Annotated in this window: 16 protein-coding genes; 12 read left to right on the top strand and 4 right to left on the bottom strand. The window is 31.3% G+C overall.

Annotation, left to right across the window (positions count from 1 at the left end):
• Nucleotides 1–79 precede the first annotated feature (79 nt).
• The 8 genes from Q0352_RS14215 to Q0352_RS14180 all read left to right on the top strand — a co-directional run bounded on the left by Q0352_RS14215 (nucleotide 80) and on the right by Q0352_RS14180 (nucleotide 11,924).
• The gene (locus Q0352_RS14215; RefSeq protein WP_299528677.1) at nucleotides 80–3,769 is read left to right on the top strand and encodes an efflux RND transporter permease subunit; all 3,690 of its coding nucleotides are present in this window, start codon (nucleotides 80–82) and stop codon (nucleotides 3,767–3,769) included.
• Nucleotides 3,759–4,982, top strand: coding sequence for a TolC family protein (locus Q0352_RS14210; RefSeq protein ID WP_299528675.1), 1,224 nt, complete (start codon nucleotides 3,759–3,761; stop codon nucleotides 4,980–4,982). Before Q0352_RS14215 ends, Q0352_RS14210 begins: the two co-directional genes overlap by 11 nt.
• Before the next feature lie 7 nt (nucleotides 4,983–4,989).
• Nucleotides 4,990–6,786, top strand: coding sequence for an efflux RND transporter periplasmic adaptor subunit (locus Q0352_RS14205; RefSeq protein WP_299528673.1), 1,797 nt, complete (start codon nucleotides 4,990–4,992; stop codon nucleotides 6,784–6,786).
• A gap of 70 nt (nucleotides 6,787–6,856) precedes the next feature.
• Nucleotides 6,857–7,429 carry an AraC family transcriptional regulator gene (locus Q0352_RS14200; RefSeq protein ID WP_299528671.1) on the top strand — a complete coding sequence of 191 codons (573 nt, stop codon included), beginning with the start codon at nucleotides 6,857–6,859 and terminating at the stop codon, nucleotides 7,427–7,429.
• 79 nt (nucleotides 7,430–7,508) lie between these two features.
• A complete protein-coding gene (locus Q0352_RS14195) occupies nucleotides 7,509–7,913 on the top strand; it encodes a heavy metal-binding domain-containing protein (protein ID WP_299528669.1) in 405 nt (134 codons plus the stop codon).
• A gap of 174 nt (nucleotides 7,914–8,087) precedes the next feature.
• Nucleotides 8,088–10,577, top strand: coding sequence for a heavy metal translocating P-type ATPase (locus Q0352_RS14190; RefSeq protein WP_299528666.1), 2,490 nt, complete (start codon nucleotides 8,088–8,090; stop codon nucleotides 10,575–10,577).
• Nucleotides 10,578–10,589: 12 nt separating this feature from the next.
• Entirely contained in the window at nucleotides 10,590–11,102 is a 513-nt protein-coding gene (locus Q0352_RS14185) for a hypothetical protein (RefSeq protein WP_299528663.1), read from the top strand.
• Nucleotides 11,103–11,405: 303 nt separating this feature from the next.
• Nucleotides 11,406–11,924 (top strand): heavy metal-binding domain-containing protein, encoded by a 519-nt coding sequence (locus Q0352_RS14180; protein WP_299528660.1) that lies wholly within the window; start codon nucleotides 11,406–11,408, stop codon nucleotides 11,922–11,924.
• Between the two features lie 69 nt (nucleotides 11,925–11,993).
• Here Q0352_RS14180 and leuB read toward each other — a convergent pair whose 3' ends face one another.
• From leuB to leuC, 4 genes are all read right to left on the bottom strand, one after another.
• On the bottom strand, nucleotides 11,994–13,052 hold the full coding sequence (gene leuB, locus Q0352_RS14175) for a 3-isopropylmalate dehydrogenase (RefSeq protein WP_299528657.1): 1,059 nt from the start codon (nucleotides 13,050–13,052) through the stop codon (nucleotides 11,994–11,996).
• Between the two features lie 146 nt (nucleotides 13,053–13,198).
• Complete coding sequence (locus tag Q0352_RS14170; protein ID WP_299528654.1) at nucleotides 13,199–14,716, bottom strand: alpha-isopropylmalate synthase regulatory domain-containing protein; 1,518 nt, start codon at nucleotides 14,714–14,716, stop codon at nucleotides 13,199–13,201.
• Between the two features lie 101 nt (nucleotides 14,717–14,817).
• Entirely contained in the window at nucleotides 14,818–15,414 is a 597-nt protein-coding gene (leuD, locus tag Q0352_RS14165; protein ID WP_299528651.1) for a 3-isopropylmalate dehydratase small subunit, read from the bottom strand.
• A gap of 112 nt (nucleotides 15,415–15,526) precedes the next feature.
• Entirely contained in the window at nucleotides 15,527–16,921 is a 1,395-nt protein-coding gene (leuC, locus tag Q0352_RS14160; RefSeq protein WP_299528648.1) for a 3-isopropylmalate dehydratase large subunit, read from the bottom strand.
• Nucleotides 16,922–17,505: 584 nt separating this feature from the next.
• Here leuC and Q0352_RS14155 point away from each other — a divergent pair.
• The 4 genes from Q0352_RS14155 to Q0352_RS14140 all read left to right on the top strand — a co-directional run.
• Nucleotides 17,506–18,177 (top strand): N-acetylmuramoyl-L-alanine amidase, encoded by a 672-nt coding sequence (locus Q0352_RS14155; protein ID WP_299528645.1) that lies wholly within the window; start codon nucleotides 17,506–17,508, stop codon nucleotides 18,175–18,177.
• A gap of 138 nt (nucleotides 18,178–18,315) precedes the next feature.
• Nucleotides 18,316–20,706: a penicillin acylase family protein gene (locus Q0352_RS14150; RefSeq protein ID WP_299528642.1), complete on the top strand. Its 2,391-nt coding sequence runs from the start codon at nucleotides 18,316–18,318 to the stop codon at nucleotides 20,704–20,706.
• The gene (locus Q0352_RS14145) at nucleotides 20,699–21,733 is read left to right on the top strand and encodes a LacI family DNA-binding transcriptional regulator (RefSeq protein WP_299528639.1); all 1,035 of its coding nucleotides are present in this window, start codon (nucleotides 20,699–20,701) and stop codon (nucleotides 21,731–21,733) included. The genes Q0352_RS14150 and Q0352_RS14145 overlap by 8 nt, the downstream gene beginning before the upstream one ends.
• Nucleotides 21,734–21,748: 15 nt before the next feature.
• Nucleotides 21,749–22,592, top strand: an 844-nt coding sequence (locus Q0352_RS14140; protein ID WP_299528635.1) for a magnesium chelatase domain-containing protein, incomplete at its 3' end; no start/stop codon positions are given.

The following is a 22,592-nucleotide window of genomic DNA, read 5'->3' as shown; positions in this document are numbered from 1 at the left end:
ATGTTTTAGGCCATGTTAACTTGTATTTAAGATTTATTTAAATCTAAATACTAATTTAAACATCTCAATACCTATAAAAATGTTAAATAAAAGCATTCATTTTTTAATAGAAAATAAATTAGTTGCGGTATTACTACTAGCGCTATTCATTGGGTGGGGAATTTCTACAGCTCCATTTGACTGGGATACCGTTGGCATTCCTAGAAACCCCGTTGCTGTTGATGCCATTCCAGATATTGGAGAAAATCAACAAATAGTTTTTACCAAATGGGGAGGTCGTTCTCCACAAGATATTGAAGATCAAATTACCTATCCGTTAACAACATCCTTATTAGGTATTCCAGGCGTAAAAACAATTCGTAGTTCATCAATGTTTGGGTTTTCAAGTATCTACATCATTTTTGAAGAAGATATAGAATTTTACTGGAGTCGTAGTCGGATTTTAGAAAAACTAAATTCATTACCAAGCGGATTACTTCCAAACGATGTGCAACCTGCATTGGGTCCAGATGCAACTGGATTAGGTCAAATTTACTGGTATACATTAGAAGGACGAGATGAAGAAGGAAATGTAACTGGTGGATGGGATTTACATGAACTTAGAAGTATTCAAGATTATTATGTGAAATATGCGCTTTCCTCTGCTTCAGGAGTTTCAGAAGTTGCCTCCATTGGTGGTTATGTGCAAGAATATCAAATTGATGTAGATCCTGATATTTTGAAGGAATACAACATTTCATTAGAGCAAGTAGTAAATGCTGCACGTAATACCAATAAAGATATTGGAGCAAAAACCATTGAAATCAATCAGGCTGAATATTTAGTGCGTGGATTGGGTTATATAAAATCTGTTGAAGATATTGAAAATGCAGTAGTTACTTCCAAAGATTTCACTTCCATATTAATTAAAGATATTGCAAAAGTATCTTTAGGCCCTGCAGAACGAAGAGGAATATTAGATAAAGAAGGAGCCGAAGTTGTAGGTGGTGTTGTGGTTGCACGTTATGGTGCAAATCCAATGGAAGTTATCACCAATGTGAAAGATCAAATTGCCGACATTAGCGCTGGTTTGCCTTCAAAAGTATTAAAAGATGGTAGAACCTCTCAAGTAACCATTGTTCCTTTTTATGACAGAACAGAATTAATTAAAGAAACATTAAATACTCTTGATGAAGCATTAACCTTAGAAATTCTAATTACCATTTTAGTAATTATTGTGATGGTTTTTAATTTAAGAGCATCAGTCCTAATTTCCGGATTATTACCAATTGCAGTTTTAATGGTATTTATTTCTATGAAACTGTTTAATGTTGATGCCAATATTGTAGCACTATCCGGTATTGCAATTGCTATTGGTACTATGGTAGATGTGGGTGTAATTCTATCGGAAAACATCATTCGACATATGGATGAAGATGGAAATAAAACACCTATTAATAAATTAGTTTATCAAGCAACTACAGAAGTTTCAGGAGCAATTATTACAGCAGTAATGACAACCATTATCAGTTTTGTTCCAGTATTTACAATGATTGGTGCAGAAGGTAAATTATTTAGACCACTAGCATTTACAAAAACTATGGCCTTAACCTCTGCTTTAATTGTAGCTTTATTTTTAATACCACCTTTTGCAGCTTGGTTGTTTGGATTTAAACCTTCCTTAAAAAAAGGAAAATACATAGGTAGTATTGGTTTAATAATAGCAGGTATAGTAGGTTTATTTGGAGGTTATTATGCTGCTTTATTACTAATAGCTTTTGGAATTTCAAGCATCTTAAAATTAAGAGGTATTCTTACTGAAGAAAAAGCAAATTTGGTAAATATTATTATTTCGTCATTTACCATTGTTGCATTTTTAAGTGTGTATTGGAGACCATTAGGTGTTGATAATTCAATTTTTACGAACCTTATTTTTGTAAGTGTTATTTGCTTTGGAATTTTAGGAGTTTTCACTTTATTCAGAAAGTCTTATGTACAAATTTTAAACTGGGCTTTAAACAATAAATTATTGTTTTTAAGCATTCCCGCAATCATAGTTATACTAGGTGTTGGAGTTTGGAAAAACACCGGAAAAGAATTTATGCCAGCCTTAAATGAAGGTTCATTTTTATTGATGCCAACTTCCATGCCACATTCTGGAATTGCTGAAAACAAACGTGTTTTACAACAATTAGATATGGCAGTTGCAACCATCCCTGAAATTAAAACAGTGGTTGGAAAATCTGGAAGAATTGAAAGTGCTTTAGATCCTGCACCACTATCAATGTATGAGAATGTAATTATTTACAAACCAGAATACAAACTAAATGAAGATGGGAAACGCATAAAATTTAAAGTAAATGATGATAATTTGTTTGAAACAACTTCAGGTCAGTTTATAGCATCAGGGACAAAAATTGAAACCAATAAATTAATTGAAGATTCAGCCGGTGAATATTATAGAAACTGGCGAAAGCAAATTAAATCTGCCGATGATATTTGGAATGAAATTGTTCGAGTAACAAAATTACCCGGAGTAACTTCAGCACCAAAATTACAACCAATTGAAACTCGTTTGGTAATGTTACAAACTGGTATGCGTGCCCCAATGGGAATTAAAGTAAAAGGGCAAGATTTAGCACAAATTGAAGCTTTTGGTTTAAAATTAGAAAACGTATTAAAACAAGTTCCAGGAGTTAAAAAGGAAGCCGTTTTTGCTGATAGAATTGTTGGAAAACCTTATTTATTGATAGATATAGATAGAGAAAAATTAGGAAGATATGGTTTATCAATTAATAATGTTCAAAGCATTTTAGAGGTTGCAATTGGTGGTAAATTAATTACTCAAACCGTAGAAGGAAGAGAACGTTATGGAGTGAGAGTGCGTTATCCAAGAGAAAAACGTACCAGCCCAGAAGATTTAAAAAAGATTTATGTACCAACGCCAGGTGGGAATCCAATTCCACTATCTGAGTTAGTAAGTATTAAATATGAACAAGGTCCACAGGTTATAAAAAGTGAAGACACTTTTTTAGTGGGTTATGTTTTATTTGACAAGTTAGATGGTGAAGCTGAAGTAACAGTTGTTGAAAGAGCACAAGCAGCCATCCAAGGTCAAATAGATAGAGGAGAATTGGTAGTTCCTAAAGGGATTAATTACCAGTTTACAGGAACTTATGAAAATCAATTACGAGCAGAAAAAACACTTTCAGTTGTCGTTCCATTGGCATTGGCAATCATCTTTTTAATACTGTATTTCCAATTTCGTTCAGTAACTACATCATTAATGGTTTTTACAGGAATCGCCGTTGCTTTTGCAGGTGGTTTTATGATGATATGGTTGTATGGAGAATCTTGGTTTTTAAACTTTGATGTTTTTGGTGTAAACCTTCGAGATTTATTTCAAATACATCCCATTAATTTAAGTGTTGCCGTTTGGGTTGGATTTATAGCCTTGTTCGGTATTGCGACTGATGATGGTGTTGTAATGGCAACCTATTTAACACAAACATTTGAAAGAAACGAACCAAAAACAAAACAAGAAATAAGAGCTTCAATTGTTGAAGCAGGTGAAAAAAGAATCCGCCCTTGTTTAATGACAACAGCTACTACAATGCTGGCATTATTGCCAGTGCTAACATCAACAGGTAGAGGTTCAGATATTATGATTCCAATGGCAATACCAAGTTTTGGAGGGATGTTAGTCGCTTTAATAACGCTATTTGTGGTACCCGTTTTGTTCAGTTTGAAAAAAGAAGTTTCATTAAAAAAATTAAACAATGAAAATTAAAATAGGATATATAATAGTACTTTTTATAAGTATCTCTAGTTATGGTCAATCCTTGCAAGAATACTTAACTATTGCAGCAACTAATAATCCAGAATTACAAGCTATGCACTATACATATGAAAGTGCTTTGGAGAAAGTAAACGAAGAAGGAAGTTTACCAAATACAACTATAGCTGCTGGGTATTTTGTTCAAGAAGCAGAAACAAGAGTTGGCGCTCAAAAGGCAAAACTTACAGTATCACAAATGATGCCTTGGTTTGGTACGTTGATAGCAAAAAAGGAAAGCGCTTCTTTTAAGGCTGATGCGCAATTAAATGTAATTGATTTAACTAAAAGAAAATTATTTCTCAATGTTAAAACTAACTACTATCAATTGTTTGAATTAAATGTAAAAGAGAGCATTATAAAAGAGAATATTGAAATTCTTAAAACTTTTGAAGATTTAGCATTGATTGAATTGGAAAACAACAGAGCAACAATGGTTGATGTGCTTAAAATTAGAATGGAAAAGAATGAGCTTTCTAATAAGTTGAGTACCGTTGTAGAAAATTTTAAAGCCAAACAAATTGCCTTTAATTTAATTTTGAATCAGGAAGAACATCTTTCAGTGAACATTCCTAAGAATATTGAAATTTTAGAAGGTGTTAATTTATTTCAAAAAGAAATGATTTCAGAAAATCCGCAACTATTAAAATTGGATAATTTGCACAGTGCTTTAGAAAAATCTGAACTAGCAACTAAAAAAGCGGGTTTACCAACTATTGGTATCGGATTAGATTACGTTTTTGTAGAAAATAGAGCTGTTGAGAATTTATTAGAAAACGGAAAAGATATTATAATGCCTATGGTAACAGTATCAATTCCGTTATTTTCTAAAAAATACAGTTCTAAACAAAAACAATTAAAACTTGAACAAAAGGCAGTTGAAACAATCAAAGTAGAAACTCGTAATCAGCTAGTGACTTTGTTTGAAAAAACGATGGCAAACCTAAAAAATGCTGAAGTTTCCATTCAAACACAATTAGATAATTTAGCGCAAGCTGATCAAGCGCGAAAAGTATTATTGGCTGCCTATGAAACTTCAAAAATGGATTTTGAACAACTATTGGAAGTACAACAGTTAAAGTTGAAGTTTCAATTTAAAATGGTGACTTCAGAAATGGAGTATGCAATTCAAAAATCCACATTAGAATTTTTAACAACAAATAATTAAAAGTACAATGAAAAAATATATAATATACATCGGAATACTAATAAGTGGACTCTTATTAGGTTATGTATTATTTGGAAGCAATTCAACTCCAGATGATTCTCACAATCACGAAATTTCTGAAACTAAAAATCAACAATGGACTTGCTCTATGCACCCTCAAATTATGCAGCCAGATGCTGGTGATTGTCCAATTTGTGGTATGGATTTAATTCCTGCAGAAACTTCAGCAGAAGGTTTAGAAGCGAATCAATTCAAAATGACTGAAAATGCATTGGCATTAGCAAATATTGAAACCACAGTAATAAATAGTATTACAAATGAAGAAAGTGGTTTCATGCTTTCAGGTAAAATTAAAGAAAACGAAAAAACGAATTCAATTCAAACGGCTCATTTTGGTGGTAGAATAGAAAAGCTATTTGTAAATTCTACTGGTGAAAAAGTGTACCAAGGGCAACAGTTGGCTTTAATATATTCACCTCAGTTAGTGACTGCTCAAAAAGAACTATTAACTGCATCAGAATCTAAAAATAAAGATTTAACCTTGTACAATGCTGTTAGAAATAAGTTGAAACTTTGGAAACTTTCTGAAAAACAAATTGATAAAATTGAAGCTTCTAAAAGTATTATTACAAACTTCCCTGTATATGCTAATGTTAGTGGAATTGTAACAAAAAAAATGATTGAAGAAGGTAATTATGTAAAAGAAGGTCAAAGTTTACTAATGATTTCAAATTTAAATACCGTTTGGGCAGATTTTGATGCGTATGAAAAACAACTTTCTTCAATAAAAATAGGAGATGAAATAAGTATTAGAACCAATGCTGAACCAAACAAAGAAATTAAAGCTAAAATTTCATTTATTGATCCGGTATTAAATACTTCAACTAGAACTGTTATTGTAAGAACTGAATTAAGAAACAATGAAGGAGCATTAAAACCTGGAATGTTTATTCAAGGGCTTCTAACACCAAAAAATGTAACAAAAAAACATGAAGCTCTATTAACAGTTCCTAAAACTGCCGTTTTATGGACAGGAAAAAGATCAGTTGTATATGTAAAAATACCAGGTACAGAACCTGTTTTTGAATTGAGAGATGTAACCTTAGGAAATGAAATTGGTAGCTCTTATGAAATTTTAGAGGGATTAAATTCCAACGAAGAAATTGTTACCAATGGAACTTTTACTGTTGATGCTGCTGCTCAATTACAAGGTAAAAAAAGTATGATGAGTCCAGAAGGAGGAAGAGTTGTTACGGGACATGAAAATCATATTGGCATGCAAGATTCTAAAAATACCCAAGAAGAAAATGAAGTAGAGAAAACAGCAAAAGTTGCAGTGATAGAAACAATAAAAGTTGCTACAAAATTTCAGAATCAATTAAGCACAGTTTTCACAGATTATTTAGCAATAAAAGATGCTTTAACAAAGGATAATGTTAAAGCATCTCAAAATGCTGCATTTATATTTAATGAAAATTTGAACAAAGTCGATATGAGCCTTTTAAAAGATAATAAATCACATACTATATGGATGCCTCTTTTAAAGGACTTGAATACTTCATCTAATGAAATTTCAAAACTAACTGATATAAAAAAGCAAAGAGAATACTTTATTTCTTTATCAAATGATATTTCAAAATCCGTTGAGGCTTTTGGTGTGAATAAGAAGGTTTATAAGCAATTTTGCCCAATGGCAAATAATGATAAAGGTGCTTATTGGTTAAGTGTTGATGAGAATATTAAGAACCCATATTTTGGAGAAGCGATGCTTAAATGCGGAAGTACAACGTCAATAATTGAGTAACATTATTTTAAGAACACTTTTCATTTACTAAAGTGTTCTTAAAATGGTTTATCTAAAAATAAAAGTTAAAATGCAAAATAATAACTCAATATTAATAGTGAAAAATATGGTTTGCGACCGTTGTATAAAAGTTGTTAAAGAGGAGTTGTTAATCAATGAAATTAAATTTGAGTGTGTTGAATTGGGCAAAATATATTTCAATAAAAATCTTTCAATAGATGAAATGAATACATTAAAAAACATTCTGGAAAAAGAAGGATTTGAAATAGTTGAGTCGTATGAATTCAAAGTAGTAAATCAAATTAAAACGTTAGTTATTGAAAACATTTTTCACGGAAGACACAAATTATTTAACCAAAATTATTCAACCTATTTAGCATTAAATGTAGAACTTGAATACGGACAGTTGAGTAGAATTTTTTCTGAGTTAGAAGGACGCACCATTGAAAATTATATCATTCAACAAAAAATAGAACGTGTTAAAGAATTGATTTTTTACAATGAATTAACGATAAGTGAAATTTCATACGAACTAAACTATAGCAGTCCACAACATTTATCTCGCCAATTTAAACAAATCACCGGAATAACACCTACACAACATAGAGACATAGGGTTTCGCGGGAAATTAGATACAATTTAAACATAATTATGCACAACACTATATGCAAATAATCAGACCTTTATAGTATAAATAGATAACGAAATTAAAAAAACAAAAAATGATGAAAACAAAAAATTTAATAGCTGTTTTAGTAATAGCTTTAGTAAGCCTATCAGCAATGAATGCTCAAGAAATGGATCATTCTAAAATAAAAAAAGACACTACAAAAATGGAAATGGACCATTCTAAAATGGAAATGAAAGCAATGTACACGTGCCCAATGCACGCCGATGTAAAAAGTGATAAGCCCGGTGAATGCACAAAATGTGGAATGGATTTAAAAAAAATGAAAATGGATCATTCTAAAATGGCCAAAGTTTATACTTGTTCCATGCATCCTGATGTAAATAAAGATAAAGAGGGTAAGTGTCCAAAGTGTGGAATGAAATTAATGGAGAAAAAAATGAAGATAAAAGAAATGGATCCTAAAAAAGAAGATGCTCATAAAGGTCATAATCATTAATAAAAAGTCCTGATGTTAAGAAAAGAGGCGTTATTCAGCAAAAAATTTGATTGATTGTTTTTCTTGAACTTTAATTCTCTTTTCTTACACAGGCACAATAAATATTTTATAAAAATATTCCTCTTTTATGTTCAGAATTTTAAAAGCTTCTTATACTAAAAATTCAGATTAAAAATGAAACATACATATAAAATACTTGGAATGACATGTGTTGGTTGCAAAACTAATGTTGAAAATACGTTAAATAACCTAAAGGAAGTCAAGAAAGTTTCAGCCAATTTAGCAAATAATGAAGTAGGTATTGAAATGAATTCTCATATTTCACTTGAAAAACTACAGGAAGCTTTGTTAAAAGCTGGCTTACATTATACACTGGAAATTCCTAATGAAAAAAGCAGCCATAGCAATAAAGAACATAAACATATAGAGGTAAAAGAAGGTAATGGAACTTTTTATTGCCCAATGCATTGTGAGGGAGATAAAACATACGATAAAATGGGTGATTGCCCTGTGTGTGGGATGGATTTGGTGGAACAACCAAAATTAATTAAAAGCATTCAATATACGTGTCCAATGCATCCTGAGGTCATTCAAGAATCACCTGGTTCGTGCCCAAAATGCGGAATGGATTTAGTGCCTCTAGAGCCAGAAGAAACTGCCGAAAGCAAAACTTACAATTCCTTACTTTGGAAAATGAAAATTTCATTAGTATTTGCATTACCGGTTTTTTTAATTTCAATGTCAATGCATATCCCAACAAATCCATTGCCAAAGTTAATGTCTCAAATATATTGGGACTGGTTGCAACTTTTTTTAACCATTCCTATCGTATTTTATACTTGTTGGATGTTTTTTGAACGTGCTTGGAAATCTATAATTACTTGGAATTTAAATATGTTTACTTTAGTAGGAATAGGCACGGGTGCAGCATTTATATTTAGTATAGTTGGATTACTTTCCCCTAATGTTTTTCCTCAAGAATTTAGAGGTGAAATGGGTGGTGTAGAACTGTATTTTGAAGCAACAGCTGTAATCTTAACCTTGGTTTTACTAGGTCAATTATTAGAAGCAAAAGCACATAGCCAAACTAGTGGAGCCATTAAAGAGTTATTAAAACTAGCTCCTTCTGAAGCTACAATTGTGGTAAATGGTGAAGATAAAATAGTGTCAATTCATTCCATAAAAAAAGATGATTTATTACGTGTGAAACCCGGAGAAAAAATACCTGTTGATGGTGTTATTGTGGAAGGGGATAGTTCTATTGATGAATCTATGATAACTGGAGAGCCTATTCCTATTGATAAAAAAGTAGCTGATACAGTTAGTTCAGGAACCATCAATGGAGCAAAATCGTTTATAATGAAGGCTGAAAAAGTTGGTTCTGAAACCTTGTTATCACAAATCATTCAAATGGTGAGCGATGCAAGTCGGTCTAAAGCTCCAATTCAAAAACTTGCAGATACAATTTCAAAATACTTTGTTCCAATTGTTGTTATTATTTCAATAATTACATTTGTTATTTGGGCAAACTTTGGACCTGATCCTGCTTTGGTATATGCTTTTGTAAATGCTGTTGCAGTATTAATTATTGCTTGCCCTTGTGCCTTGGGTTTAGCCACTCCAATGTCTGTAATGGTAGGAGTTGGTAAAGGAGCTCAAAACGGTGTTTTAATTAAAAATGCAGAGGCCTTAGAGTTAATGAATAAGGTAACTGTTCTTATTACTGATAAAACAGGAACACTTACAGAAGGTAAACCATCGGTTGAAAAAGTATTTTCTGTTGAAAGTAATACTAAAAGTTTAATAACTAGTGTCGCATCATTAAATCAATATAGTGAGCATCCGTTAGCATTAGCTATTGTAAATTATGCTAAAAAGAATGAGATTGCATTGGTAAAAGCTACAGATTTTGAAGCAATTGCAGGAAAAGGGATTACAGGTATTGTTAATAATAATAAAGTTGCTATAGGGAATGAAAAATTATTGATACAATTAAATATAAAGGTTTCCAACGCATTAAAAAATGAAGCAATAATTGAACAAAAATTAGGCAAAACGGTATCCTATATTGCTGTGAATAATATTGCAGTAGGTTATGTAAGTATTTCCGATGCAATTAAAACTACAAGTAAAGAAGCTATTGAAAAATTAATGTCAAGTGGTATTGAAGTGATTATGCTTACTGGTGATAATGAAAATACAGCCAAGGCAGTTGCTGATGAGTTGCATTTGAGCAACTTTAAAGCTAATTGTTTGCCTAAAGACAAATTAGAATTCATTAAAAAATTACAAGCCGAAGGTAAAATTGTTGCAATGGCAGGCGATGGAATAAATGATGCTCCTGCTCTGGCGCAAGCTAATGTAGGAATAGCTATGGGAACTGGAACAGGTGTTGCTATTGAAAGTTCTAATATAACTTTAGTTAAAGGCGATTTAAAGGGCATTGTTAAGGTGAAAAATTTAAGTCACGCAGTTATGAAAAATATCAAACAAAATTTATTTTTCTCCTTTGCTTATAATGTATTAGGAGTGCCTATCGCAGCAGGATTGTTTTTTCCGTTTTTCGGGATTTTACTATCTCCAATTATTGCGGCATTGGCAATGAGTTTTAGTTCTGTTTCAGTGATTGTAAATTCATTAAGATTAAGAAATTCAAACATTTAAATTAAATAAAATATGAAAACAATAAAAAACAAACAATTAGCCAGTATTTTAGTTTTACTACTAACCATACTATTCATAGGGTGTACTAAAAATGACGATGTAATATATAGTGATGTTGTGGGTGTTTATGAAGGAACTTTAACAACTGATGTAGCAGATAAATCAATAAACTCAAAATCCAATAGTACTGCAACAGCGATAGTAACTATGGTTGGTGATGAAATTGAAGTCCATTGTTTCAACGATGATTTTGACACTACAATTATGCTAAATTTATATGAAGATGGCGATATGTTAAATACTTGTTTAACAGGTACTGATTTTGAAAACATGTATGGTCATATGATGGGGCAATCTAATATGAATGGAAATATGCAAAATATGAGTTCTGAGTGGATGCAACATTTAAACAATGAACATCAAAACTCTGATGAACATTTTGGAGGCTTTAATATGCTAAATAATTCTTTTGACTACACTTTTAAAATGGAAACTGGAGACTTTCATTTTCGAGGTATTAAATAAACAAAAAAATATGCTGTTTATATAGCAAGAATGAGGTCCAACTTATTATAATTCTTATCGTTGAGGAAAGAAAGTTCCTTAACTCTTTTCATAGTATTTTTTTTTAAAAGCTTCCTGAAAAGGGAGCTTTTTTTATTTAAAATGAGCACCTCTTTTAAACTTCAAAACAGCATTATGAAATAATTTATAAATATTTAAGTTACTTTTGTTACTTTAGCAAAAGTTTCGCAAAAAAACACCTTCATTAATAAAAAAAAGTTCAATAAATTCAAATAAACATTAATTAGTAAAATTTAAAAAAAAATGAAAAAATTAATAGTATCATTAGTAGTGGTTTTCAGTTTTGTTGCCATTTCAACAGCACAGGAAAACGTAGAAAAAGTTGTAATTAAAGAAATAACCAAAGAGGTTAAACAATGTGCAGCCGATTGTACAAAACCTTGTTGTGCTGACAAAAAAGCGGAATGCAAAAAAGAAGGAAAAGAATGTGCAGCAGATTGTACTAAACCTTGTTGTGCCGACAAAAAAGCTGAGTGTAAAAAAGAAGGAAAAGAATGTTCAGCAGATTGCACTAAACCTTGTTGCGCAGATAAAAAAGCAAAAAAACATGCTGAATGTAAAAGTGATAAACACGCACATGGAAAAGAATCTAAAGAGTGCCCAGCAGATTGTACAAAACCTTGTTGTGCTAACAAAGATGTAAAAGAAAAAGGAGTAAAAGTTGCATTTTCTTGTCCAATGAAATGCGAAAGTGATAAAACGTATGAAAAAGAAGGTTCTTGCCCAAAATGTAAAATGGATTTAAAGCCAACTAATAATTAATATCTAATTATATTAAATAAAAAAATCAGGGCAATGCCCTGATTTTTTTTGCTCAAAAAGTGATTTTATTTAAATATTTTCTACCAGCCAATTTCCTACTTCACTTGTTTTATAAGCTTTATTTTTTCCTGATAAATCTTCTGTTACAATACCTTCCGCCAACGATTTATTAACAACAGCTTTTATAGCTTCAGCTTCTTCTTTTAAGTTAAAAGCCATTTCAAACATCATCGCTGCAGATAAAACTGTTGCTAATGGATTTGCAATATCTAACCCTGTTGCTTGTGGATATGATCCGTGAATTGGTTCAAATAATTGATTCTCTGTTCCTACCGATGCACTTGGCATTAAGCCCATAGATCCTGAAATTACTGAAGCTTCGTCGGTTAAAATATCTCCAAATAAATTTTCAGTAATTAAAACATCATATGAATTTGGCCATTGAACTAAACGCATGGCAACAGCATCAACAAACTCATACGAAACAGTTACTTCTGGGTAGTCTTTTTCCATTGCTTGCACGGTTTCTCTCCACAATCTTGAAGTTTCCAACACATTGGCTTTATCAACACAACATAATTTTTTTGTACGCGTCATTGCTAATTCAAATCCCTTTTTAGCTAAACGTTGCACTTCAAATCTAGTGTAAACACAATTGTCAAAAGCTGTTTCACCACCATCTCTTCTACCTTTTTCTCCAAAGTAAATTCCACCAGTTAATTCTCGTAAAAAAACTAAATCGGTTCCTTCAATACGTTCTCTTTTTAATGGAGAATTATCAATTAATGAAGGAAATGTAAATGTTGGACGAACATTTGCAAACAAGCCCAATTTTTTACGCATTTTCAATAACCCCTGTTCCGGGCGTACTTTTGCCGAAGGATCATTATCATATTTTGGATGTCCAATAGCTCCAAACAAAACGGCATCTGCTTTTAAACAAATTTCATGAGTTTCATCTGGGTACGGTTCTCCAACAGCATCAATAGCTGCTGCTCCTGTTAATGCTGGCATCCAATTAATTTCATGGTTAAATTTTGTTGCAATAGCATCGCAAACTTTTACTGCTTCATTAATTACCTCAGGCCCAATTCCATCTCCCGCTAAAAGTGCTATATTTAATTTCATGTTTTAAATTTTAATATTTTTTAAAAATTATGAAAATATCTAAAATGTAAAAAAAGTCATTTCAAACAAAGTCGAAAAATCTAAAACATTTCGACAAGCTCAATGTGACACACATATCTTACCTTATAAACAGCCTCATTCTTATTTTATATGTTTAACATTTTTTTTGTTGCCTTAATTGCTGATACTGTTTGATCTGAATCTAAACCTCTTGTTACAAATTTCTTATCTTTTGTTTCCCAAGTAATAATGGTTTCACACAAAGCATCAGAAGTACTTCCAGGCGGAATTCTAACGGCATAATCAACTAATTTTGGCAATATCATTTTCTTTCTTTTATACAATTTCCCAAGTGCATTCATAAAAGCATCAAACTGTCCATCACCTTGTGCATGCTCTTCATACAATTCACCATCAATTTTTACAGCAACAGTTGTTGAAGGTTTTAACCCTTTTGAATGTGTTAGAACATATGATTCTATTGTAATTTTTTCTTCATATAAATTACTATGCAATACATCTGAAATAATATAGGGTAAATCTTCTTTGGTAACCAATTCCTTTTTATCACCCAATTCAATAATACGTTGAGTCACCCTTTTTAAATCTTCGTTATTCAATTCTAAACCAAGCTCTTGCAAATTCTTTTCAATATTTGCTTTCCCTGAAGTTTTACCTAATGCATATTGACGTTTTCTACCAAAACGTTTTGGCATTAAATCATTGAAATATAAATTGTTTTTATTATCACCATCTGCATGAATCCCAGCTGTTTGAGTAAATACATTTTCTCCAACAATAGGTTTGTTTACTGGAACTCCAAAACCTGAAAAAGCTTCAATTAATTTACTAACAGAATACAATGATTTTTCTTTCACTGAAATTTTAACCTCATCCTTAAAAAAATCATTTATAACAGCCACAACACTAGCTAAAGGAGCATTTCCTGCTCGTTCACCCATTCCGTTTACCGTTAAATGCAATCCTTTTGCGCCAGCCTTTATTGCTTCCATCACATTTGCAACACCTAAATCATAATCGTTATGAGCGTGAAAATCAAAATGTATATCCGGATATTTTGTTGTTATTTTTGAAAAAAATTGATACGTTTCTGAAGGTGTTAATACACCTAAAGTATCTGGTAATAAAATTCTAACAACTGGTTGTTTTGTTAAAAAATCTAAATATTGAAATACATATTCTTCAGAATTTCGCATTCCATTACTCCAATCTTCTAAATATACATTTGTTGCTATTCCTTCTTTTTGGGCCGATTCAATAGCTGTTTTTATTTCAGAAAAATGTTGTTCAGGTGTTTTCTTAAGTTGATGAGTTAAGTGATTTAAAGAGCCTTTTGTTAATAAATTTTGAACTTTTGCTCCCGCCCTTTTCATCCAATCTAAAGATTGTCCACCATCAACAAAAGTTAGTATTTCTACTTTGTCTAAATGTCCATGCTCGCTTGCCCATTCCGTAATACCTTTCACGGCATTAAACTCACCTTCTGAAACTCTTGCAGATGCTACTTCAATTCTATCTACATGAAGCTCTTCAACCAATAGCTTAGCAATTGTTAATTTTTCAGCTGCAGAAAAAGACACTCCTGATGTTTGTTCTCCATCACGAAGTGTAGTATCCATTATTTCAATTTTTCTTTTTTTCATCTTTTATAAATAAGATTTTTTCATTTAGAGTTTAATAGAGAAGCCCAAGACATTTCGACTGCACTCCATGTGACAATTTAGCTATTTGAATTTAATTTTTATTAGAATGGCCTTTTTGAAGCAAAATCCTGAATTTCTTCTTTCATTTTAGTTAAATAGTCAATATCATCATAACCATTTAACATATTTTCCTTTTTGTAGTCATTAATATCAAACGACTCTTTCTCTCCACTCTCTAATATTGTAATTGTCTGATTTCCTAAATTTATTTCCAATTCAGTTGTTGGATCTGCTTCAATTGCTTTATAAATTATATCTAAAAACTCAGCACTTACCTGAACAGGTAAAACACCAATATTTAAACAATTTCCTCTAAAAATATCAGCAAAAAAACTAGAGACTACACATCTAAAACCATAATCATAAACTGCCCAAGCGGCGTGTTCTCTTGAAGATCCAGATCCGAAGTTCCGGCCTCCTACTAAAATTTTCCCTTTATAAACAGGATTATTCAATACAAATTCTTCTTTTATTGTATTGTCTGGGTTGTATCTCCAATCTCTAAAAAGGTTGTCTCCAAACCCCTTTCGCTCAGTAGCTTTTAAGAAACGAGCAGGTATTATTTGATCTGTATCCACATTTTCAATTGGTAATGGAACTGCGGTACTTTTTAATATTTCGAATTTATCGTAAGCCATTTTCGTAGTTTTAAGTTCTTAGTTTTAGGATATCCCTTTTACAAGCTCAGGGTGACTGTTTTTCAACTCCTTCAACATAAAATCTTGAATTTTTTAATTTTTTATCTTTCAATTATAATAACGTTCTTGGATCTGTTACAACTCCAGTTACAGCTGTAGCCGCAGCAACCAATGGACTTGCTAATAATGTTTTTGATCCTGGCCCTTGTCGTCCTTCAAAGTTTCTATTTGAAGTACTTACTGCAACTTTACCTGCAGGAACTTTATCATCGTTCATTGCTAAACAAGCAGAACAACCTGGCTCACGTAATACAAATCCAGCTTCGTGGAAAATATCTAACAAACCTTCTTCCTTAATTGCAGCTTCAACAATATGTGAACCTGGAACTAACCACGCTGTTATATTTTCTGCTTTTTTTCTTCCTTTTACAATAGATGCAAAAGCTCTAAAATCTTCAATTCTACCGTTGGTACAACTCCCAATAAACACATAATCCACATGCTTACCAATCATTGCTTCACCTTCAGCAAAACCCATATAACCCAAAGATTTTTTGTACGTAGCAACTCCACCTTCAACATCTTCAGCATTTGGAATATTTTGTGAAATACCCGTTCCCATTCCTGGGTTAGTACCATAAGTAATCATTGGTTCAATTTCACTTCCATCAAAAGTTAATTCTTTATCAAAAACCGCATCTTCATCAGTAGATAATGTTTTCCAATAAGTCATTGCTGTATCCCAAGCTTCACCTTTAGGAGCAAATAAACGTCCTTTTACATATTCAAAAGTCTTTTCATCTGGAGCAATAATACCTCCACGAGCACCCATTTCAATACTTAAATTACAAACTGTCATACGACCTTCCATAGACATTTGCTTAAATACATCACCTGAATATTCCACAAAATATCCTGTTGCTCCTGAAGTAGTTAATTTAGAAATTATGAATAAAGCAACATCTTTTGGAGTAACACCTTTTCCAAGACCACCAGTAATGTTAATTCTCATTTTTTTAGGTTTTGGCTGCATAATACATTGCGAAGTTAAAACCATTTCAACTTCAGAAGTACCAATACCAAAGGCAATTGCTCCAAATGCTCCGTGTGTAGATGTATGTGAATCTCCACAAACAATTGTTGCTCCTGGCAATGTAATTCCATATTCTGGACCTACAACGTGAACAATTCCATTCTTTTCATGGCCTAATCCCCAATGAGAAATTCCCCATTCGGCAGAATTTTCTTCTAAGGCTTTTAGTTGATTAGCCGATAAAGGATCTTCAACTGGCAAGTGTTGGTTGATAGTTGGTGTATTATGATCGGCAGTAGCGAAAGTTCTTTCAGGGTATATTACAGTATTGTTTCTACTTTTTAAACCCAAAAACGCTACCGGACTTGTAACTTCATGAATTAAATGTCTGTCAATAAAAAATACGTCTGGTCCATCTTTTATTTTACGAACCACGTGTGAATCCCACACTTTATCAAATAATGTTGTACTCATTTATTCTATTTTAAATATTTTTTATATAATCAGCTTAAAGCTAATTTTAACCAAATTAAAGGATGCAAATTTAAAAAAAGAAAGAAAATTGTCAATTTCATAATTCATTTTATACGATACCCAAATAACTTATTCAATACTCTTCTTATTAATTCTAGCTTATTGCTACACTACTAATTTATTCTATTTAATTTATCTGTTTTGCTATTATTTATAGTTTTGAAATGAATAATATCTGTATTTTTTACATATTATATATTTTTTAACCAATAACATTTGCTTTTATTAATGATATTTCAATAGAAAATGAGGTTTTGCGCATTATTAATATTGTTTTTCTTTTAAAATTTTAAACAAATAGCTATTTTTTGATTTCTTAATAAAAAAGTAGGTGTTTTTTTTATTAAGATTTATCGAATCCTACTTTATAAAACTCTACGACATCCAAAAAATTAACATTTAAATATTTAGCTAATTGCCGTTTCAAAATATCTATTTTATCCTTGCATCTCTTTTAAAACAATTCCTTAATTTAGTACTATTAAAATACACCTATTTTATAATTTAATTTTCCAATTTTAAACATGAAAAATTTCATAATTCTTATCAGTTCATTCTTATTTATTTCTTGTTCAATAAATACAAAAATAGTTGATAAACCAATCATTTTTGATGATGAAAGGGAGTTATTAACTTTGGAGTATATGCAAGAAAGATATGGAATTGAAAAAAAATCATCAATAATTGAACCTAAAATGATTGTGCTGCATTGGACATCAATTCCTACTTTACAAAAAACTTTTGAAGCATTTGAACAATCTAAAATTTCAAGTCATAGACCTGATGTTAAAAATGCCAGTGCACTAAACGTTTCATCACAGTTTGTAGTTGACCAAGATGGTACTATTTATAGATTAATGCCTGAAACTACTATGGCAAGACATGTTATTGGCCTTAACCATTGCGCTATAGGAATAGAAAATGTTGGAGGAACCAAAGACAAACCTTTAACTAAAGCTCAATTAAAATCGAATATGAAACTGGTAAAATATCTTGCTTCAAAATACAATATTGAGTATTTGATTGGTCATTATGAATACACAAATTTTGTAGGTCATGAACTTTGGTTAGAAAAAGACGCAAGTTACAGAACAAAAAAAACAGATCCAGGTAAAGATTTTCTTGAAAATGTAAAAATGGGCACTAAAAAACTAAATTTTAAAACTACACCTCCAATCAAAGTTTCTAATAATTAAAAACCTCATCTGTTTTCAGTTAGTTTATTTTTCACAGTTCATGTATTGTTTATATTTTTATATGATTGCTTTTACAACTATTTGATATACAATATAAAATACTATCTTTGAAGTAACTATCTAAAATCATTACTTTTAATGCAAATTTTCAAAAAATTCTTAATCCTAATATCGGTTATACTTGTATTTGCAATAATAAGTGGTACTATTTATTATAACAGCCTAAAACCAACATATTCAGGTGATATTTCCTTGTCAGGAATCTCAAACGAGACAACCGTTTATTTTGATGATTATGGGGTTCCACATATTTATGCTGAAAATGAATTAGATGCTGTTACAGCATTAGGTTATGTTCATGCACAAGACCGCCTTTGGCAAATGGAATTAATCAGAAGAATTGCACCAGGCAAGCTATCTGAAATTTTTGGAGAAAAAATGCTTAAGAACGATCAGTTTTTTGTGAGTTTAGGTATTGAAGAAGCTTCAAAAAAGTCGATTGAAAATTTAGATAAAAATAATGAAATTTATAAATTGGCTTTAGCCTATTTAAAGGGCGTAAATCAGTTTATTGATAATGGACCAACTCCTATTGAATTCACTTTAATTGGTATTGAAAAAAAACACTACCAATTAAATGATATCTATAACATAATGGGCTATATGGCATTTAGTTTTGCAATGGCTCAAAAAACAGATCCATTATTAAGTGTATTAAATGAAAAACTTGGAAATGACTATCTAAAAGAATTGGGTATAGATATTAGCCCAAATACAGTACTTATAAAAAATGCTAATCCAACAATTGAGAGTTATTCAAGAATGGTTACAAGCGTAAACGAGATTATGAAAAACACCCCCACACCTCCTTTTATTGGAAGTAATAGTTGGGTAGTTTCTCCAAAAAAAACAACAACGGGAAATGTGCTTTTTGCCAACGATCCACATATTGGTTATTCACAGCCATCCGTTTGGTATGAGGCCCATATTTCAACACCTAATTACGAGTTGTATGGCTATCATTTAGCAGGTGTTCCTTTTCCTTTATTAGGACATAATAGAGATTACGCCTACGGTTTAACCATGTTTGAAAATGATGATATTGATTTTTACAAAGAAGAAAATCACCCAACAGATATCAACAAATACAAAACTCCTGATGGTTACGAAAATTATAAAACCGTCACCAAAATTATTAAAGTAAAAGATGCCGAAGATGTAACTATTGAAATAAGAAGCACTCGTCACGGTCCAATTATGAATGATGTAGTTGATGCAATTTCACAAACCGAACCTATCGCAATGTCTTGGATATTTACAAAGTTTGAAGGTAAAATGCTTAGTGCACTTCATGCTATTTCAAGAGCAACTGAGATGAATGATGTTAAAAAAGGAGCTTCCATGATTCACGCACCTGGATTAAATATTATGTATGGTGATGCTAAAGGAAATGTAGCTTGGTGGGCAGCAGGTAAATTATATAAACACAAACCACATGTGAATACTAAATTTATTTTAGATGGAGCTTCGGGAGAAGATGATCCTGTTGAGTATTTAGATTTTAATTTAAATCCAATGGCAGAAAATCCATCTTGGAATTTCGTATATTCAGCTAACAATCAGCCTGATACTATTGCTAATATATTATACCCTGGTTATTATGTACCTGAAGACAGAGCCAAACGTATTACACAATTATTAGAACCAAAAAACAATTGGAATAGAAAAACTATGTCTGCCATGATTAATGATGTCACCTCTTCGGTTTCACCAAATGTAATTAAAGATTTCGCATCTAATATCGATTATATTTCCTTCAATAAAAATGAACAAAGAGCTATTGATATTTTACAGCTTTGGGATGGTTCAAATACTATTGACGCAGTTGCACCAACTATCTATAATAAACTGGTTTACTTATATTTAAAAAATACTTTTGAAGATGAAATGGGAGAAGAATTATTTACTCAATTTTTAGATACACATTTATCAAAAAGAGTTATTGCCAATCAAATTAAAAAAAATACATCTATTTGGTGGGATAATATTTCAACAACAAATATAATTGAAACTAAAAAAAACATTTTATCAAAATCCTTGGTTGAAGCCGTTGCCTCTTTGGAAAATCAGTTCGGAAATGATATAACAGCTTGGAATTGGGAAAAAGTTCATACCTTAGAACATCCTCATCCATTAGGAACTATAGCTTACTTAAAAAATTACTTTAATGTTGGTCCTTTTCCAATAAATGGCGCTCGTGAAGTAATTAACAACAGAGGTTATGAATATAATAATTCTGGTTTATATAATGTAAATGCAGGTCCTTCTACAAGAAGAATTATTGATTTTTCTGATGTTGAAAATAGCATTAGTATTTTACCAACTGGACAATCAGGGAATCCTTTTAGTAAACATTACAAAGATCAGGCTGAAATGTATAATAAAGGTGAATTCAGAAAAATGAAAATGAATAAAGAAGAAATAATTAATGTTTCAACTAAATTAACTATCCAACCAAAAAATGAATAAAAGAATAACCATAAAGCAAATTGCAAAAGCATTATCTGTTTCTATTTCTACAGTATCAAAAGCCTTAAATGATAGTTATGAAATTAGTGATGAAACTAAAAAAAAGATTCAAGAATATGCTAAATTACATAAATATAAACCCAATACTTTAGCTTTAAGCTTACAAAATAAAAAAACCAAAACTATAGGTATTATCATCCCAAACATTCTTACCTATTATTTTGCCAGAGTTTTGCGAGGTATAGAAAAGGTCGCTACAGAAAGAGGATACAATATAATTACATGCATAACCAATGAATCTTATAAAAAAGAAGTAGACACCATGGAAATGCTATCAAACGGAACCATAGATGGTTTTATAGCCTGCCTTTCAATTGAGACCTTAAAAAAGAAAAACTTCGACCATTTTTATAGTATTTTGGAAGAAGGAACACCTATAGTACTTTATGACCGAGTTCATAAAAATATTAACTGTGATAAAGTAGTTACTGATAATATAAAAAGCGCTTATAAAGCTACCCGTTTTTTAATGCGATCTGAATGTAAAAATATTGCACTAATAACAACTTCAGAAGGCTTAAAAATAAATAAGTTTAGAGTAAAAGGATATTTAAAAGCACTTACAAAATACGGCATTACACCAAATGAAAGTATTATTATAAGACAAGAAAATGAAGTTGGTTTAACTGAACGTATTCATGAAATGTTAGATAATAATATAGTTGACGGTATTTTTACCATTGATGAAGTCTCCGGCGCTTTAGCAACACAGGTTTTAAACAAAAGAAACATTAAAATTCCTGAAGTTATATCTATTGTTGGATTTACAAACGGTATTTTATCTAGATATAGTTCACCTCCACTAACTAGTGTAAATCGTTTTGCACATACAACAGGTGAAGTTGCAGCAAAAAGGTTAATTGATAAACTTGAAGAAAAAATTGATTTTGACGATATTAAAACTGAAATTATTAGGACTGAATTAGTTGAAAGAGATTCAACAAAAAAGATGTTTGTTAAGTTTTAAGTAAAAAGAAAAAATATGCTAGTGAAAATTTTTGGCAGCGCCGTTTTTGGCGTTGAAGCCACTACTATTACTGTAGAGGTAAATATAGATAAAGGCATTGGATATCATCTAGTTGGCTTACCTGACAATGCAATAAAAGAAAGTAGTTACCGAATTTCAGCTGCACTTAACAATAACGGTTACAAACTTCCTGGCAAAAAAATCACCATAAACATGGCACCTGCTGATATGCGTAAAGAGGGTTCTGCTTACGATCTTACTTTAGCCATTGGAATATTGGCAGCTTCAAATCAAATTAAATCAGAAAAAATAGGTGATTATTTAATTATGGGAGAACTTTCTTTAGATGGAAGTTTACAGCCTATAAAAGGAGCATTACCAATTGCAATTAAAGCAAAGGAAGAAGGTTATAAAGGGTTTATTTTACCCAAACAGAATGCTAAAGAAGCTGCAATAGTTAGTGATTTAGAAGTGTATGGCATAGAAAATATTTTAGAAGTAATTAATTTTTTTGACGAAAAAGCTGAATTAGAACGAACTATTATAAATACACAAGCAGAGTTTAATAAAGAATTAGACAATCCGGAATTTGATTTTGCAGATGTAAAAGGACAAGAATCTGTTAAAAGATCTATGGAAATTGCTGCCGCTGGCGGTCATAATATTATATTAATTGGACCTCCAGGAAGTGGAAAAACCATGTTAAGCAAGCGGTTGCCTTCTATTTTACCACCAATGACTTTACAAGAAGCATTAGAAACCACCAAAATACATTCAGTAGTTGGAAAAGTTAAAGATGCTGGATTAATGGGACAACGACCTTTTCGTGCTCCTCATCATACCATTTCAGATGTTGCTT

Origin of the sequence: uncultured Lutibacter sp. (assembly GCF_937891065.1) — a bacterium.
Lineage (GTDB): Bacteria > Bacteroidota > Bacteroidia > Flavobacteriales > Flavobacteriaceae > Lutibacter.
The sequence above is the reverse complement of the archived record's forward strand: the minus strand, read 5'-3'. Positions and strand labels throughout refer to the sequence as shown.